This is a genomic window from Kitasatospora sp. NPDC048194 (assembly GCF_043202455.1).
In the GTDB taxonomy this organism is placed as follows: domain Bacteria; phylum Actinomycetota; class Actinomycetes; order Streptomycetales; family Streptomycetaceae; genus Kitasatospora.
This window is the reverse complement of sequence record NZ_JBIDAK010000021.1, coordinates 117,263-131,725: the sequence shown is the minus strand read 5'-3', so window position 1 is coordinate 131,725 and position 14,463 is coordinate 117,263. Positions and strand designations below refer to the sequence as shown.

Genomic DNA, 14,463 nt, shown 5'->3' with positions numbered 1-14,463 from the left:
GGCCTATGCCTGAACGCCGTACTGTCGCCCTTGTCACGCTCGGATGCGCCCGCAACGAGGTGGACTCCGAGGAACTCGCCGGGCGACTGGAGGCCGACGGCTGGTTGCTGGTCGACGACGCCGCCGAAGCCGACGTCGCCGTCGTCAACACCTGCGGCTTCGTGGAGGCCGCCAAGAAGGACTCCGTCGACGCCCTGCTGGAGGCCAACGACCTCAAGGGCCACGGCCGCACCCAGGCCGTCGTCGCCGTCGGCTGCATGGCCGAGCGCTACGGCAAGGAGCTCGCCGACGCGCTGCCCGAGGCGGACGGCGTGCTCGGCTTCGACGACTACGCGGACATCTCCGACCGCCTGCAGACCATCCTGTCCGGCGGCCATCACGCCCCGCACATCCCCCGCGACCGCCGCAAGCTGCTGCCGATCAGCCCGGCCGAGCGGCAGTCCGCCGCCGAGGCCGTCGCCCTGCCCGGCCACGGCGCCGAGGCCGCCGCCGCGCCGATCGCCGACCTGCCCGACGGCCTCGCGCCCGCCTCCGGCCCCCGCACCCTGCGCAAGCGGCTGGACGACAGCCCGGTCGCCTCGGTCAAGCTCGCCTCCGGCTGCGACCGCCGCTGCTCCTTCTGCGCCATCCCGGCCTTCCGGGGCTCCTTCATCTCCCGCCGGCCCTCCGACGTGCTGCACGAGGCCCAGTGGCTGGCCGGGCAGGGCGTCCGCGAGATCGTCCTGGTCAGCGAGAACAACACCTCGTACGGCAAGGACCTCGGCGACATCCGGCTGCTGGAGACGCTGCTCGGCGAGATCTCCGCGATCGAGGGCGTCGAGCGGGTGCGGGTCTCCTACCTGCAGCCGGCCGAGATGCGGCCGGGCCTGATCGACGCGATGACCGGGACGCCCGGCGTGGTGCCCTACTTCGACCTGTCCTTCCAGCACTCGGCGCCGGCCGTGCTGCGCCGGATGCGCCGCTTCGGCTCCACCGACCAGTTCCTGGAGCTGCTGAAGACCATCCGCGACAAGGCCCCGCAGGCCGGCGCCCGGTCCAACTTCATCGTCGGCTTCCCCGGGGAGACCGAGGAGGACTTCGCCGAGCTGGAACGCTTCGTCACCCACGCCGGGCTGGACGCGATCGGCGTCTTCGGCTACTCCGACGAGGAGGGCACCGAGGCGGCCGGCTACGACGGCAAGCTGCCCGAGGACGTGGTCGCGGACCGGCTGAACCGGCTCAGCCGCCTCGCCGAGGAGATGACCGCCCAGCGGGCCGAGCAGCGGATCGGCACCGAGGTCGAGGTGCTGATCGAGTCGGTCGAGGACGGGGTGGTCGAGGGCCGTGCCGCCCACCAGGCCCCGGAGACGGACGGCCTGACCACCCTGCACGGCGTCGAGGACCCGCGGGTCGGGCAGTTCTGGCGGGCCACCGTGGTGGCCAGCGAAGGCGTCGACCTGATCGCCGAGGCGCTGGAACAGGTGCGCCTGCCCGGCACTGCGGGGGCCGAGGCGCCGGGAGCCGGGGAATGACCAAGGGGCCCGGCGCCCCGGCCGCGGCCCACCCGGGCAGACCGGCGGCCGCCCTTCCGCCGGCGCCGGGCATCTGGAACATCGCCAACGTGCTCACGATGGCCCGGGTGCTCCTGGTGCCCGTCTTCGTCGCGCTGCTGTTCGCGGACGGCGGGCACAACCCCAAGTGGCGGGCGGTCGCCTGGGCCGCGTTCGCCATCGCGATGATCACCGACCTGTTCGACGGCGAGCTGGCCCGCCGCAAGGGCCTGGTCACCGACTTCGGGAAGATCGCCGACCCGATCGCCGACAAGGCGATCATGGGCTCGGCGCTGATCGGCCTCTCGCTGCTCGGCGACCTGCCCTGGTGGGTCACCGTGGTGATCCTGGCCCGCGAACTCGGCATCACGCTGATGCGCTTCTGGGTGATCCGCTACGGGGTCATCCCGGCCAGCCGCGGCGGCAAGCTCAAGACGCTGACCCAGGGCACCGCGGTCGGCATGTACGTCCTGCCGCTGACCGACTGGCTGGCCACCGGGCGGGCGGTCCTGATGGGCCTGGCGGTGCTGCTGACCGTCGGCACCGCGCTGGACTACGTCGGGCAGGCGGTGCGACTGCGCCGCGAGGGCAGGGCCGCGCAGCGGGCGGAGCACTGAGCGGCGGTCGCACCGGTGGCGGGCTCGTGAGGCCCGTGAACGAAGAAGGGGGAGACCTGGTGACGGACTACGAACTGGCCGAGCGGGCGCATGCCGCACTGCGCGCCCGGGGCGGCACCCTGGCCGTCGCCGAGTCGCTGACCGGCGGGCTGCTGGCCGCCGCCCTGGTGGACGTCCCCGGGGCGTCCGCGACCTTCCGGGGGTCGGTCACCGCCTACGCGACCGGGCTGAAGGCCTCGGTGCTCGGCGTGGACGAGGGCCTGCTGGACGTGCACGGCCCGGTCCACCCGGTGGTGGCCGGGCAGATGGCCGAGGGCGTGCGCGGGCTGCTGGGGGCCACGTACGGGCTGGCGACGACCGGGGTGGCCGGTCCGGAGCCGCAGGACGGTCAGCCGGTCGGCACGGTACACCTCGCGGTGGCCGGCCCGGAGGGAACTCTGGTCACTTCGCCCCTGCTGTCCGGCGACCGTGCCACAATCCGTCACGGTGCGGTGACCGCCGCACTGGAGTTGCTGGTCGTCCGGCTCGCTCGCTAGGGGCCCGTCGCAGGTTCTCCGCAGGTTCTCCGCCGGAGCGGGGTCCGTCGAACTGGCGAGCGGGTATGGCAGAGCTGGAGGATCGTGTTACATCCAAGGTCCTGGTTGGGCAGAAACCAGGTGGCGAACGAGTTGCGTGACGGTGGCCGGGTGGGCCGCAACGGGTACCACGAGGGGCCCGCGAACCCGGAGGCGGCACCGGAACGAGGAGGGGGGCGGCCTTGCAGCCCAGAGTGAACACGACCGGGGTCCCCGCACGCGAAGCGGGCAAGGCGGTACGGTGGGGGCGTGACATCTCGATCCGCAGTCCGAGGAGGGAGGCACCGATGATCCTGCTCCGTCGCCTACTGGGCGATGTACTGCGTCGGCAGCGCCAGCGCCAGGGCCGCACACTCCGCGAGGTGTCGGCGGCCGCCAGGGTTTCGCTCGGGTACCTCTCCGAGGTGGAGCGGGGTCAGAAGGAGGCCTCCTCGGAGCTGCTCTCCGCCATCTGCGACGCACTCGACGTCCGGATGTCCGAGGTCATGCGCGAGGTCAGCGACGAACTGTCGCTCGCCGAACTTGCGGCGATGGCCACCCTCTCCGAAGGTGATCTGCTGAGGCCGGTACTCGAACCGGTTCCGCTGCCCGCCCCCGGCACCGACCGGGCGAACCTCTCGCCCAAGGCCGCCGCGATGGACGTGGTCGCCGCCTGACTCCGGCCTCGCCACCCGGGCTGCTCCGACGCCCGGGACGAGCGGAGGAGGGCGGTCGTGCGAAGACTCGTGGCGGTGCGCGCGGCGGCCCCGGCCCGAATACGGCAGCAGGTGCGGCGCGCGGTGCCCTGGCGGGCCCGTTGGGTCCTGGTGGTCCTCGCTGCCGGGCTCGCCCTCTGGCTCCCGGCCGTCCGGGAGCAGCTCGCCGACGGTGCGGTGCTGGGACTGCTCGCGGCCGGCGGCTGGGGGCTCGGTCTCATCCCCGTGCACGCCGACCGGAACGCGACCGGGCCGGTGCGACGCGGACGCCGACGCCGCGCGGGGAAGCCCGTGAGCCGGATGGAGGCACAGCCGCCCCCGAGCGGGTGATCGGACGTGGCCGGAGGCCGCGGGGTCGTTGACTCCGCGGCCTCCGTCGTTCCTCCCGCGCCCGGCCCGAGGGCCCGCGAGGGGCCAGGGAACCCTGCGGGGCCCTGCGAGGCCCTGCGGCGCGGCCCTGGGGGCCTGCGGGGGCTTGCTAGGGGCGCAGCCGGAGGCCGCGCGGGGTGGCGTGGAAACCGGCGTCCTCCAGGGCGCGGCCGAGCTCGGAGCCGAGGGCGGGCTCGCCGTTGGCCCGCTCCACCGTGACACTGCCCAGGGCCCCCGCGCGGACCGCGTCGGCGAGCGCCCCGGCGGCCAGCGCCCGGGTCGCGGCGTCCTGGGGCCAGGCCAGCAGCGACTTCCCGCCCCGCTCCACGTACAGCGCCAGCTCGCCGTCCACCAGGACCACCAGGGCGCCCGCCTTGCGGCCCGGTCGATGGGCGGTGGACTCCTTGCGGTCGGGGGCGGTGGGCGGCTCCGGCCAGGGCAGGGCGGCGCCGTAGGCGTTCGCCGGGTCGGCGGCGGCCAGCACCAGCAGCTGCGGCGGCTCCGCGGTCGGGGCAGCCGGCCACTCGGCGCTGCGGGCCCGTTCCAGCCGGCCGCTGACCGAGCGCAGCCGGTCCGCGGCGCCCTCCATCGCGAACTGGGCGCCGCCCAGGCCCTCGACGAAGTAGCCGCGGCGGGCCCGGCCGCGCTCCTCCATCGCGGCGAGCACCCGGTAGACCCCGGCGAAGCCACCGGGCACCCGTTCGGCGGCAACCGTGCCGCGGGTGAGCAGCCCGTGCCGGTCCAGCAGGCTCTGCGCCTGGGCGGTGGCCCGTAGCGTCGGGTCGGTGGCGAAGGCGGGCAGCAGCGACCAGCGCCCGGCCACCGTCGGCGGGCCGCTGCGCCCCGCGCCGCCGACCCGGCCGAAGGGCCGGCCCGCACCGCCGTAGCGGCCGCGGGGGGTGGCCCTCGGGGCGCGGTGGGCGGTGGCGCCCGCGGTGCGGCCGGAGCCGAGCAGGGCACGCAGCGGGGCCAGGGTGTCGTTGGTGACGTACCCGGCCCAGACCAGGTCCCAGAGCGCCTCGACGACCTCCGGCTCCGGGGTGTGCTCCGGAAGCTGCTGCACGAGCTGGCGGAAGAACAGGCCGTAGCCGCCGGCCAGGGCCTGCATCAGGGCGCTGTGCACCGGGGTGAGCGTCGGCGGGACGGGCTCGGGCCGCAGCAGGTGGGCGTTCTCGGCCAGGTGCAGGCTGAGCCAGCCGTCCTTGCCGGGCAGCGCGCCGGCGCCGCACCAGCCGATCTCGCCGGCCGCCATCAGCTCGTCCAGCAGCCCCGGGGAGTAGTCGGAGAGCCGGGCCGGGAGGACCAGCTTCTCCAGGGCGGAGGCGGGCAGGGCGGTGCCCTGGAGCTGTTCGACCACCCGGAGCAGGCCGTCCGGGCCGCGAAGCCGGTGCCCGGCCAGGTGCTGCCACTGCGGCAGGAACGCCGCCAGGGCGCGCGGCGGAACGGGCTCGACCTCCTGGCGCAGGGCGGCCAGCGAGCGGCGGCGCAGCCGGCGCAGCACCTCGGCGTCGCACCACTCGGGGACGGCGTGGCCGGCGGGTGCCGCGCCGAGCGCCTCCGGCGCGGTGGGGTGGCGGGCGGCCGGGGGGCGGAACTGGCCCTGGACCAGGCGGCCGGCGGCGGTGAGCCGGTGCAGGGTGCCGGTGACGACGGCGGTGCCGAGGCCGAAACGGGCGCCGGCCTCGGCGGCGGTGAACGGGCCGTGGGTACGGGCGTGGCGGGCCAGCAGGTCGCCCAGCGGGTCCTTGACCGGTTCGGTGAAGGCCTCGGGGACGCCGACCGGCAGCGGGGTGCCGAGCGCGTCCCGCAGCCGTCCGGCGTCCTCGATCGCGGCCCAGCGCTGTTCGCCGGCGATCCGGACCTGGATCACCCGGCGGGCGGCCTCCAGCTCCAGTGCCCAGAGCGGCTCGGCACCGCGGAGGGTCAGCTCGGCCTCGGTGAGCGGGCCGAGCAGGCGCAGGGCGTCGGCGACGCCCTCGGCGTCCTTGATCCGTCGTTCCGGGGTGAGGCGTTGGAGCTCGGCCTCCAGCTCGGCGAGCACCTGCGGGTCGAGCAGTTCGCTCAGCTCGGCCTGGCCGAGGAGTTCGGACAGCAGCCGGGAGTCCAGTGACAGGGCGGCGGCCCGGCGCTCGGCGAGCGGGGAGTCGCCCTCGTAGAGGAACTGGGCGACGTAGCCGAACAGCAGCGAGCGGGCGAAGGGCGAGGGCTCGGGGGTGGTGACCTCGACCAGGCGGACGGCGCGGGACTCGAGGTCACCCATCAGCTCGACCAGGCCGGGGACGTCGAAGACGTCCTGGAGGCATTCGCGGACGGCCTCCAGGACGATCGGGAACGAGCCGTACTCGGAGGCGACCTCGAGCAGTTGGGCGGCGCGCTGGCGCTGCTGCCAGAGCGGGGTGCGGCGGCCGGGGTTGCGGCGGGGGAGCAGCAGGGCGCGGCCGGCGCACTCGCGGAAGCGGGCGGCGAACAGGGCGGAGCCGCCGACCTGTTCGGTGACCAGCTGTTCGATCTCGCCGGCCTCGAACAGGGCGGCGTCGGCGCCGACCGGGGCCTCGTCCGGGGCCGGGCCGGAGGGTGCGGCGGGGCTGCTGAAGTCGAAGTCCGGGGCGAACAGGTCGGCGTCGGGCAGGCGCAGCACGATCCCGTCGTCGGCGTGCATGACCTGGGGGTCCAGGCCGTGCTTCTCGCGCAGCCGGGCGCCCAGGGCCAGGGCCCAGGGAGCGTGCACCTGGGCGCCGAACGGGGAGTGGATGACGATCCGCCAGTCGCCGAGCTCGTCCCGGAAGCGCTCGACCACGATGGTGCGGTCGTCCGGGAGGTGGCCGCAGGCGGCGCGCTGCTCGGCCAGGTAGTCCAGCAGGTTGGCGGCGGCCCAGTCGTCCAGGCCGGCCTGCTTGAGGCGCTCGGTGGCGGCCTCCGGTCGGAGGGTGCCCAGCTCGCGGGTGAACGCGCCCAGGGCGCGGCCGAGTTCGAGCGGGCGGCCGAGGGAGTCGCCCTTCCAGAACGGGAGCCGGCCGGGGATGCCGGGGGCGGGGGTGACCAGCACCTTGTCGTGGGTGATGTCCTCGATCCGCCAGGAGGTCGTGCCGAGGGTGAACACGTCGCCGACGCGGGACTCGTAGACCATCTCCTCGTCGAGCTCACCGACCCGGCCGCCGCCCTTCTTGGGGTCCGTGCCGGCGATGAAGACGCCGAACAGTCCGCGGTCGGGGATGGTGCCGCCGGAGGTGACGGCGAGGCGCTGGGCGCCGGGGCGCCCGGTGACCGTCCCGGCGACCCGGTCCCAGACCACCCGGGGGCGCAGCTCGGCGAAGGCGTCCGAGGGGTAGCGGCCGGCCAGCATGTCGAGCACGGCGTCGAAGGCGGACTGCGGGAGGGTCGCGAACGGCGCGGCGCGGCGGACCACCGCGAGCAGGTCGTCCACCTGCCAGGTGTCCAGGGCGGTCATCGCGACCAGCTGCTGGGCCAGCACGTCCAGCGGGTTGCGCGGGATGCGCAGGGCCTCGATCCGGCCGGCCCGCATCCGCTCGGTGACCACGGCGGACTGCACCAGGTCGCCCCGGTACTTGGGGAAGAACACGCCGGTGGAGACGGCGCCGACCTGGTGGCCCGCCCGGCCGACCCGCTGCAGGCCGGAGGCGACCGACGGCGGGGACTCGACCTGGACGACGAGCTCCACCGCGCCCATGTCGATGCCCAGCTCCAGGCTGGAGGTGGCGACCACGGCGGGCAGCCGACCGGCCTTCAACTCCTCCTCGACGAGGGACCGCTGCTCCTTGGAGACGGAGCCGTGGTGGGCCCGGGCGATGACCGCGGGCGCGCCCTTGGCGGCGCCCGAGCCGCCCATCAGCTGGGCCGGGGCGTGCGCCTCCGGGAAGGCGCTGCCGGTGGCGCGCTCGTGGGCGATCTCGTTCAGCCGGTTGCACAGGCGCTCGGCCAGGCGGCGGGAGTTGGCGAAGACGATGGTCGAGCGGTGCGCCTCGACCAGGTCGACGATCCGCTCCTCGACGTGCGGCCAGATGGACGCGCCCCCGGCCTGGGGGCCGGGAGGTGCCCCCAGGCGCTGCGGGTCGCTCCCGGCGGCGCCGCCGGTGGCGGGCGCGGCGGGCAGGTCGTCCAGGTCGGGGACGGGGACGACCACCGAGAGGTCGAACTGCTTGGCGGCGGCGGGCTGGACGACGACGGCGCCGCGCCGGGGGCTGAGGAAGCGGGCCACCTCCTCGACCGGGCGCACCGTCGCGGACAGGCCGATCCGGCGCGCCGGGCGGTCCAGCAGCTCGTCCAACCGCTCCAGGCTGAGCGCGAGGTGGGCGCCGCGCTTGGTGCCGGCGACGGCGTGGACCTCGTCCAGGATCACCGTGTCGACGCCGCGCAGGGCCTCCCGGGAGGCGGAGGTGAGCAGCAGGAAGAGCGATTCGGGGGTGGTGATCAGGATGTCGGGCGGGTGGCTCGCGAAACGGCGGCGGTCGGCGGCCGGGGTGTCGCCCGACCGGATGGCGACCTGCACCTCCGGCTCGGGCAGGCCGAGGCGGACGGCGGCCTGGCGCAGGCCGGTCAGCGGGGCGCGCAGGTTCCGCTCGACGTCCACCGCGAGGGCCTTGAGCGGGGAGACGTAGAGCACCCGGCAGCGGCGCTTGGTCTCGGCGGGGGGCGGGGTGCTGCTGAGCCGGTCGAGGGCGGAGAGGAAGGCGGCGAGCGTCTTGCCGGAGCCGGTGGGGGCGACCACCAGGACGTCCGTTCCGCGACCGATGGCGCGCCAGGCCTCGGCCTGGGCGGTGGTGGGGGCGGAGAACGCACCGGTGAACCAGGCCCGGGTGGCCGGGGCGAAGCCGGCCAGGGGGTCGTCGGCGGCCTGGGGGCCGTCGGGCCGGGGGAGGCCGGTCGGCGGCTTGTCGGCCGGTGGGGTCGGGTGCTCGGGCGCCATGCCCCCATGGTGCCGGGTGGGACTGACATGCGGCGGGACGGCCGGGCGGTCGGGAGGACGGCCGGTGGGGCGGCGGGTGCGGGTGCGGGCTCGGGTGCGCGTGGGCGTGGGCGGCGGGTGGTGGGCGGCGGGCACCGGTGCGGCGGGCCCGGCGGGAGGCGCCGGGGGCGGGGGGTGTAGCTGCGGGGGCGGGAACGGTGATCGGCTCATATGGTGATGAAACGGACATGTGATCAATCTCCGGCCGCTGCCGGACGGCCGTGGCCGCATGCCCTGACCTCACCCGACCGGACGAGCGGAGACCGCGGATGGCGCAGGCGCACCAGTCCTGCGGCCCCGTGCGTACGGTCCGCCGCCGCAGGATCTGCGGGCCCGCCCGGGCGCTGCTGGCGATGCTGCTCACGGCGCTGGTGGCCGGCGGTGCCGTCCCGTACGCCTCGGGGCCCGGGCGGGCGTACCTGAGCTACCTCGTCCTGGCCGAGCGGCCGGACGGCGTGGGCGCGGCCCGGGCCGGGGCGGAGAGCCGGGCGGCGGGCGGGCAGGTGGTCCAGGAGTACCCGCAGATCGGGGCGGTGCTGGCGTACGCGACCGGCGGCTTCGCGGGCAGGGTGCGGAGCCGGCCCGGGATCGCCGCCGTCGGAGCGACCCGGACCGCCCCGGTGGTGGGCCCGCCGCGGGCGGTGGAGGGTGCCGGGGACTTCACGGCGGGCTCGGAGGGCAGCAGCTCGGACGGCCGGCGGACCGGCGCGGAGCGCAGGGGCCTGGACGGCGGCGGGGCTCGTGACTCCGCGGCCTGGTTGCGGGCCGCCGACGGGCAGGACGGTGCGACCCCCACGGTGCCCGATCCGGCGGAGGCCGGGGCCTGGAACCTCGCGATGCTGGGGCCCGCCTCCGGCCGTACCGGGGACGCCGCCGCGGGGGCGCCGAGCGCCGAGGCGATGCGGAAGGTGCTGGTCGCCGTCCTGGACTCCGGCGTGGACGACACCCACCCGGACCTGCGGGCGGCCGTCGACCCGAAGGCCTCGGCCTCCTGCGCGGACGGACGCCCGGACGCCCGGTCCGGCTCCTGGCGGCCCGACCCCGGGATGGGGGAGAGCGGGCACGGCACCCATGTCGCCGGGATCATCGGGGCGGCCCGGGACGGCCACGGCGTCATCGGGGTCGCGCCGGGAGTGCGGATCGCCGCCGTCCGGCTGCTCGGGCCGCTGGGGCAGTACTACGCGGAGAACATCGTCTGCGGCGTGCTCTGGGCGGCCGACCACGGGGCGAAGGCGATCAACAACAGCTACTTCGCGGACCCGTGGAAGTACAACTGCCCCGAGGACCAGGACCAGGCGGCGCTGATCGAGGCCGTCGGCCGGGCCGTCGGGTACGCCCAGCGCAAGGGCGCGGTGGTGGTCGCCTCGGCCGGCAACGACGGGCAGGACCTCGGCACCGGCCGGACCGACGGGCGCAGCCCCAACGACCGGGTCTCCGGGCCGGCCCCCACCCGCTACCTGGGCACCGAGTGCATCCGCCTCCCCGGCGAACTCCCGGGCGTGGTCACCGTCAGCGCGGTCAACCGGGACGGGCGCCCGTCGTCCTACTCCAACTACGGCCGCGGGCGCGTCTCGCTGGCCGCACCGGGCGGGGACCCGGACGCCGGGGCGCAGGGGGCGGTCGTCTCCGACTGGCCCGGCGGGCAGTACGCGGCGCTGGCGGGCACCTCGATGGCGGCGGCCCACGCGTCGGGGGCGGTGGCGGTGGCGGCCGCCCTGCATCCGGAGCTGGGGGCGGACGGGCTGGTGGAGTTGCTGGCGGCGTCGGCGGCGGGAGCCTGTCCGGTGGGGCCGCGGGCCTGTGGGGACCGGCAGTATCTCGGGGCGGGGGTGCTGGCCCTGCCGCGGTAGGGGGATTCGGGGGTGGTGCTGCGGGTGGGGGTGCGCAGGGGGGTCCGGGATACTGGGGGGCATGAGGTTGACGGAGTTCTGGCGGCGGATGTACGCGCACTTCGGGGAGGCGTACGCGGAGTCGTTCGCGTCCGACCACGTGATGAGCGAGTTGGGCGGGCGGACGGTGCGCCAGGCGTTGGAGGCGGGCTGGGAGGCCAAGGACGTCTGGCGGGTGGTCTGTGAGACGCAGGGGGTGTCCCCGCTGTTGCGGTGAGCTTTCGCGGCGGGGGTGGTGGGACAGACTGTCGGCGTGACGGTCAGCGAAGAGCTCAAGGACACGGAAGGGTCGGTGCCGGTCGCCGACGACGCGCGGGGGTGGGGCGGGATGCCCCGGTGGCTGCCCCGGGCGATGGTGCTGTTCCTGGTGCTGGTCGGGTTGTTCCAGCTCGCCGACTGGGCGTTCCGGCAGCTGATCGACCTGTTCGTGATGCTGCTGGTGGCGTTCTTCCTGTCGCTGGCGCTGGAGCCGGCGGTGGACCGGATGGCGGCGCGGGGGGTGCGTCGCGGGGTCGGCACCTTCCTGGTGTTCGTGGCGGTCGCGGTCGCGGTGGTGGGGTTCCTGGCGGCGCTGGGGACGCTGTTGGTGGACCAGGTGGGGAAGATCGCGGGGGACCTGCCGCACCTGGTCGACACCCTGATCGCCTGGGTCAACCGGACCTTCCACCAGGACCTCTCGCTGGGTGAGCTGCAGAAGCGGCTGCTCAAGGACTCCGGGACGGTGGAGGGGTACGCCCAGCAGGCCGCGGGCAACGTCTGGGGCGTCTCGTCGACCCTGATCGGGGGGCTCTTCCAGACCTTCACCGTCGGGCTGTTCACCTTCTACTTCACGGCCGAGGGCCCGCGGGTGCGCCGGACGGTGTGTTCGCTGCTGCCGCCCTCGAAGCAGGGGGAGGTGCTGCGGGCCTGGGAGATCGCGCTCGCCAAGACGGGCGGCTACCTGTACTCCCGGGCGCTGCTCGCGGTGGTGTCGGCGGCCGGGCACTGGGTGATGTTCGAACTGATCGGGCTGCCGTACTCGGCCGCGCTGGCGATCTGGGTCGGCGTCATGTCGCAGTTCGTGCCGACCATCGGGACGTACCTCGCGGGGGCGCTGCCGGTGCTGGTGGCGCTCACCGTGGAGCCGGTGGACGCGCTGTGGGTGCTGGCGTTCACGGTGGTCTACCAGCAGATCGAGAACTACGTGCTGCACCCGAGGATCACCGCGAGGACGGTGGACGTGCACCCGGCGGTGGCGTTCGGGGCGGTGATCGCGGGCGCGGCGCTGCTGGGTGCGGTGGGCGCGCTGATCGCGATCCCGGCGGCGGCCACCCTGCAGGGCTTCGTCGGGACGTACGTGCGGCGGTACGAGGTGGCCACCGACCCGCGGATCGACCGGGGGGAGCAGCGGCGGGCCCGCCGGGAGCTGCGCCGGGAGGCGGCGCGGCGGTTGCGGCGGATGGTCGGCGGCGACGGCGGGTGACGGGCCGGGCCCTGCAAGTCCTGCGACGTGCGAGGCTTGAATCGAACAGATGTTCTTTGTACTCTCCGGCGAGGAGTTTTCCACAGGCCGAGCCGGGTGGGGCTCGTTTGTCAGTGGGACGCGCTAGCGTCGATGACGATGAAGCGCACAGCACAGAACCCGAGGGAAAAAGCCATGGCAGGTACGGACCGCGAGAAGGCCCTGGAGACCGCTCTCGCCCAGATCGAGCGGCAGTTCGGCAAGGGCTCGGTGATGCGCCTCGGCGAGAAGGCCAATGAGCCGGTCGAGGTGATCTCCACCGGATCCACCGCCCTGGACGTCGCCCTCGGGGTCGGCGGCATCCCGCGCGGCCGGGTGATCGAGATCTACGGCCCCGAGTCCTCCGGCAAGACCACCCTGACCCTGCACCTGGCCGCCAACGCCCAGCGGGCCGGCGGCACGGTCGCGTTCGTCGACGCGGAGCACGCGCTCGACCCGGAGTACGCCAAGAAGCTCGGCGTGGACACCGACGCCCTGCTGGTCAGCCAGCCGGACACCGGTGAGCAGGCCCTGGAGATCACCGACATGCTGATCCGCTCCGGCGCGATCGACCTGGTGATCATCGACTCGGTCGCGGCGCTCGTCCCGCGCGCCGAGATCGAGGGCGAGATGGGTGACTCGCACGTCGGTCTGCAGGCCCGCCTGATGAGCCAGGCGCTGCGCAAGATCGCCGGTGCGCTGAACCAGTCGAACACCACCGCCATCTTCATCAACCAGCTGCGCGAGAAGATCGGCGTGATGTTCGGTTCGCCGGAGACGACGACCGGTGGCCGGGCGCTGAAGTTCTACGCCTCGGTCCGCCTGGACATCCGCCGGATCGAGACCCTGAAGGACGGCACCGAGGCGGTCGGCAACCGCACCCGCGTCAAGGTCGTCAAGAACAAGGTCGCCGCGCCGTTCAAGCAGGCCGAGTTCGACATCCTCTACGGCATCGGCATCAGCCGTGAGGGCGGCCTGATCGACATGGGCGTCGAGCACGGCTTCATCCGCAAGTCCGGCGCCTGGTACACCTACGAGGGCGACCAGCTCGGCCAGGGCAAGGAGAACGCCCGCAACTTCCTGCGGGACAACCCGCAGCTCGCCGACGAGATCGAGCGGAAGATCAAGGGCAAGCTCGGCATCGGCCCCAAGACCGAGGAGCCGGCCGCGGCGGTCGAGGCGGAGGTCGCCGTCGACGGTGCCGCCAAGCCGATCACCGCGACCGCCGCCAAGACGGCCGCGGCCAAGAAGACGGCGGCTGCCAAGGCCTGAGCCGTTGACGGAGTACGACACGGTGGGCGGCGGCCCGGCGGGCCCCGAGGACGACGACTACGGGCCGCCGGACTGGTTCGCCGCGGTCGCGGAGGAACCGGAGCCGGAAGGAGAGCCGGCGCCGGGACCGCGGTCGCGCAAGCGGCGGGAGCGCGCGTCCACCACGCCGTGGGCATCCGGCGCGGAGCCGGAGTTCGACCGGTCTCCGGTCCGGGCGCGGCGCGGCGCGGCGTCCGGGCCGGGGCCGGCGGAGGCCGCGGTCGAGGAGCTCGGACTGGTCCCGGCCTCCGAGCTGCCGACCGGCCGTCGTCGGCGCCGTTCGGAGCTGATGGCCGAGGAGCCGGAAGCCTTCGGGTCCACGGAAGGTGACCGGGGCGGGGCCGAGGCGGCCGGTCACGGGGGTGCGGCCGCCTCAGCCGCCCGTTCCGGCGCGCGGAGCGGCCGGCGCCGTGGGCGGTCCGGCGACGGCCCGCCGGGCGAGGCGGAAGGCGCTACCCGCGCCGCCCGCACCCGGGCCGAGGAACCGGTCGATCCGGAGACCCGCGCCCGGGACATCTGCCTGCGGCTGCTGACCGGCGCCGCCAAGACCCGCAAGCAACTCGCCGACGCCCTGCGCAAGCGGGAGATCCCGGAGGACGTCGTCGAGGAGGTGCTCACCCGGCTCGAAGAGGTCGGCCTGATCGACGACGCCGCCTTCGCCGCGGCGTGGGTGGAGTCCCGCCACGCCGTCCGCGGCCTGTCCCGGCGGGCGCTGGCACAGGAACTGCGGATCAAGGGCGTGGCCGCCGACCTGGTCGAGCAGGCCCTCGTCCAGGTCGACCACGATGACGAGGAGGACGCGGCCCGGGCGCTGGTCGAGCGCAAGCTGCGAGCCACGCGAGGGTTGGATCCGCAGGTCCGTACCCGCCGTCTGGTCGGCATGCTGGCGCGGCGGGGCTACTCCGAGGGCCTGGCCTTCCGGGTGGTGCGCGGCGCGCTGGAGGAGGAGGCGGTCGAGGGGCTGCCGGAAACCGGGTGGGAGTAGCGGCAGCCCGTCCGCTCCCGTCCTGGAACGGACGTCTGTCCGGCGTCGGC

The 14,463-nt window shown here is 75.0% G+C and carries 10 protein-coding genes; 9 read left to right on the top strand and 1 reads right to left on the bottom strand.

The genetic code is table 11. The features are described from left to right. Positions 1-5: 5 nt before the first annotated feature. The 4 genes from rimO (at position 6) to ACGF07_RS24195 (ending at position 3,377) form a co-directional block, all read left to right on the top strand. On the top strand, positions 6-1,511 hold the full coding sequence (gene rimO / locus ACGF07_RS24210) for a 30S ribosomal protein S12 methylthiotransferase RimO (RefSeq protein ID WP_392901924.1): 1,506 nt from the start codon (positions 6-8) through the stop codon (positions 1,509-1,511). Further along, positions 1,508-2,146 carry a CDP-diacylglycerol--glycerol-3-phosphate 3-phosphatidyltransferase gene (gene pgsA / locus ACGF07_RS24205; protein WP_392901922.1) on the top strand — a complete coding sequence of 213 codons (639 nt, stop codon included), beginning with the start codon at positions 1,508-1,510 and terminating at the stop codon, positions 2,144-2,146. The genes rimO and pgsA overlap by 4 nt, the downstream gene beginning before the upstream one ends. Before the next feature lie 59 nt (positions 2,147-2,205). After that, on the top strand, positions 2,206-2,682 hold the full coding sequence (locus tag ACGF07_RS24200) for a CinA family protein (RefSeq protein ID WP_392901920.1): 477 nt from the start codon (positions 2,206-2,208) through the stop codon (positions 2,680-2,682). A 326-nt stretch (positions 2,683-3,008) separates the two neighbouring features. Next, a complete protein-coding gene (locus ACGF07_RS24195) occupies positions 3,009-3,377 on the top strand; it encodes a helix-turn-helix transcriptional regulator (RefSeq protein WP_350739875.1) in 369 nt (122 codons plus the stop codon). 517 nt (positions 3,378-3,894) lie between these two features. On the opposite strand, the gene ACGF07_RS24190 is transcribed toward ACGF07_RS24195, so the two are convergent. Next, positions 3,895-8,709 (bottom strand): ATP-dependent helicase, encoded by a 4,815-nt coding sequence (locus tag ACGF07_RS24190; RefSeq protein WP_392901918.1) that lies wholly within the window; start codon positions 8,707-8,709, stop codon positions 3,895-3,897. 308 nt (positions 8,710-9,017) lie between these two features. On the opposite strand from ACGF07_RS24190, the gene ACGF07_RS24185 reads away from it, so the two are divergent. The 5 genes from ACGF07_RS24185 to recX all read left to right on the top strand — a co-directional run bounded on the left by ACGF07_RS24185 (position 9,018) and on the right by recX (position 14,413). Then, positions 9,018-10,598 (top strand): S8 family serine peptidase, encoded by a 1,581-nt coding sequence (locus ACGF07_RS24185; RefSeq protein WP_392901916.1) that lies wholly within the window; start codon positions 9,018-9,020, stop codon positions 10,596-10,598. Positions 10,599-10,659: 61 nt separating this feature from the next. Beyond that, on the top strand, positions 10,660-10,854 hold the full coding sequence (locus tag ACGF07_RS24180; RefSeq protein WP_350739866.1) for a DUF3046 domain-containing protein: 195 nt from the start codon (positions 10,660-10,662) through the stop codon (positions 10,852-10,854). Positions 10,855-10,890: 36 nt separating this feature from the next. Further along, positions 10,891-12,099, top strand: a complete 1,209-nt coding sequence (locus tag ACGF07_RS24175; RefSeq protein WP_392901914.1) for an AI-2E family transporter — start codon at positions 10,891-10,893, stop codon at positions 12,097-12,099. Positions 12,100-12,273: 174 nt separating this feature from the next. Continuing rightward, the gene (recA, locus tag ACGF07_RS24170) at positions 12,274-13,389 is read left to right on the top strand and encodes a recombinase RecA (protein WP_350739864.1); all 1,116 of its coding nucleotides are present in this window, start codon (positions 12,274-12,276) and stop codon (positions 13,387-13,389) included. 4 nt (positions 13,390-13,393) lie between these two features. Continuing rightward, complete coding sequence (gene recX, locus ACGF07_RS24165; RefSeq protein WP_392901912.1) at positions 13,394-14,413, top strand: recombination regulator RecX; 1,020 nt, start codon at positions 13,394-13,396, stop codon at positions 14,411-14,413. Positions 14,414-14,463 lie beyond the last annotated feature (50 nt).

Coding starts and splice junctions, on each gene's coding strand:
- rimO (WP_392901924.1), top strand. CDS start 6: ATGCCTGAACGCCGTACTGTCGCCCTTGTCACGCTCGGATGCGCCCGC.
- pgsA (WP_392901922.1), top strand. CDS start 1,508: ATGACCAAGGGGCCCGGCGCCCCGGCCGCGGCCCACCCGGGCAGACCG.
- ACGF07_RS24195 (WP_350739875.1), top strand. CDS start 3,009: ATGATCCTGCTCCGTCGCCTACTGGGCGATGTACTGCGTCGGCAGCGC.
- ACGF07_RS24190 (WP_392901918.1), bottom strand. CDS start 8,709: ATGGCGCCCGAGCACCCGACCCCACCGGCCGACAAGCCGCCGACCGGC.
- ACGF07_RS24185 (WP_392901916.1), top strand. CDS start 9,018: ATGGCGCAGGCGCACCAGTCCTGCGGCCCCGTGCGTACGGTCCGCCGC.
- ACGF07_RS24180 (WP_350739866.1), top strand. CDS start 10,660: ATGAGGTTGACGGAGTTCTGGCGGCGGATGTACGCGCACTTCGGGGAG.
- recA (WP_350739864.1), top strand. CDS start 12,274: ATGGCAGGTACGGACCGCGAGAAGGCCCTGGAGACCGCTCTCGCCCAG.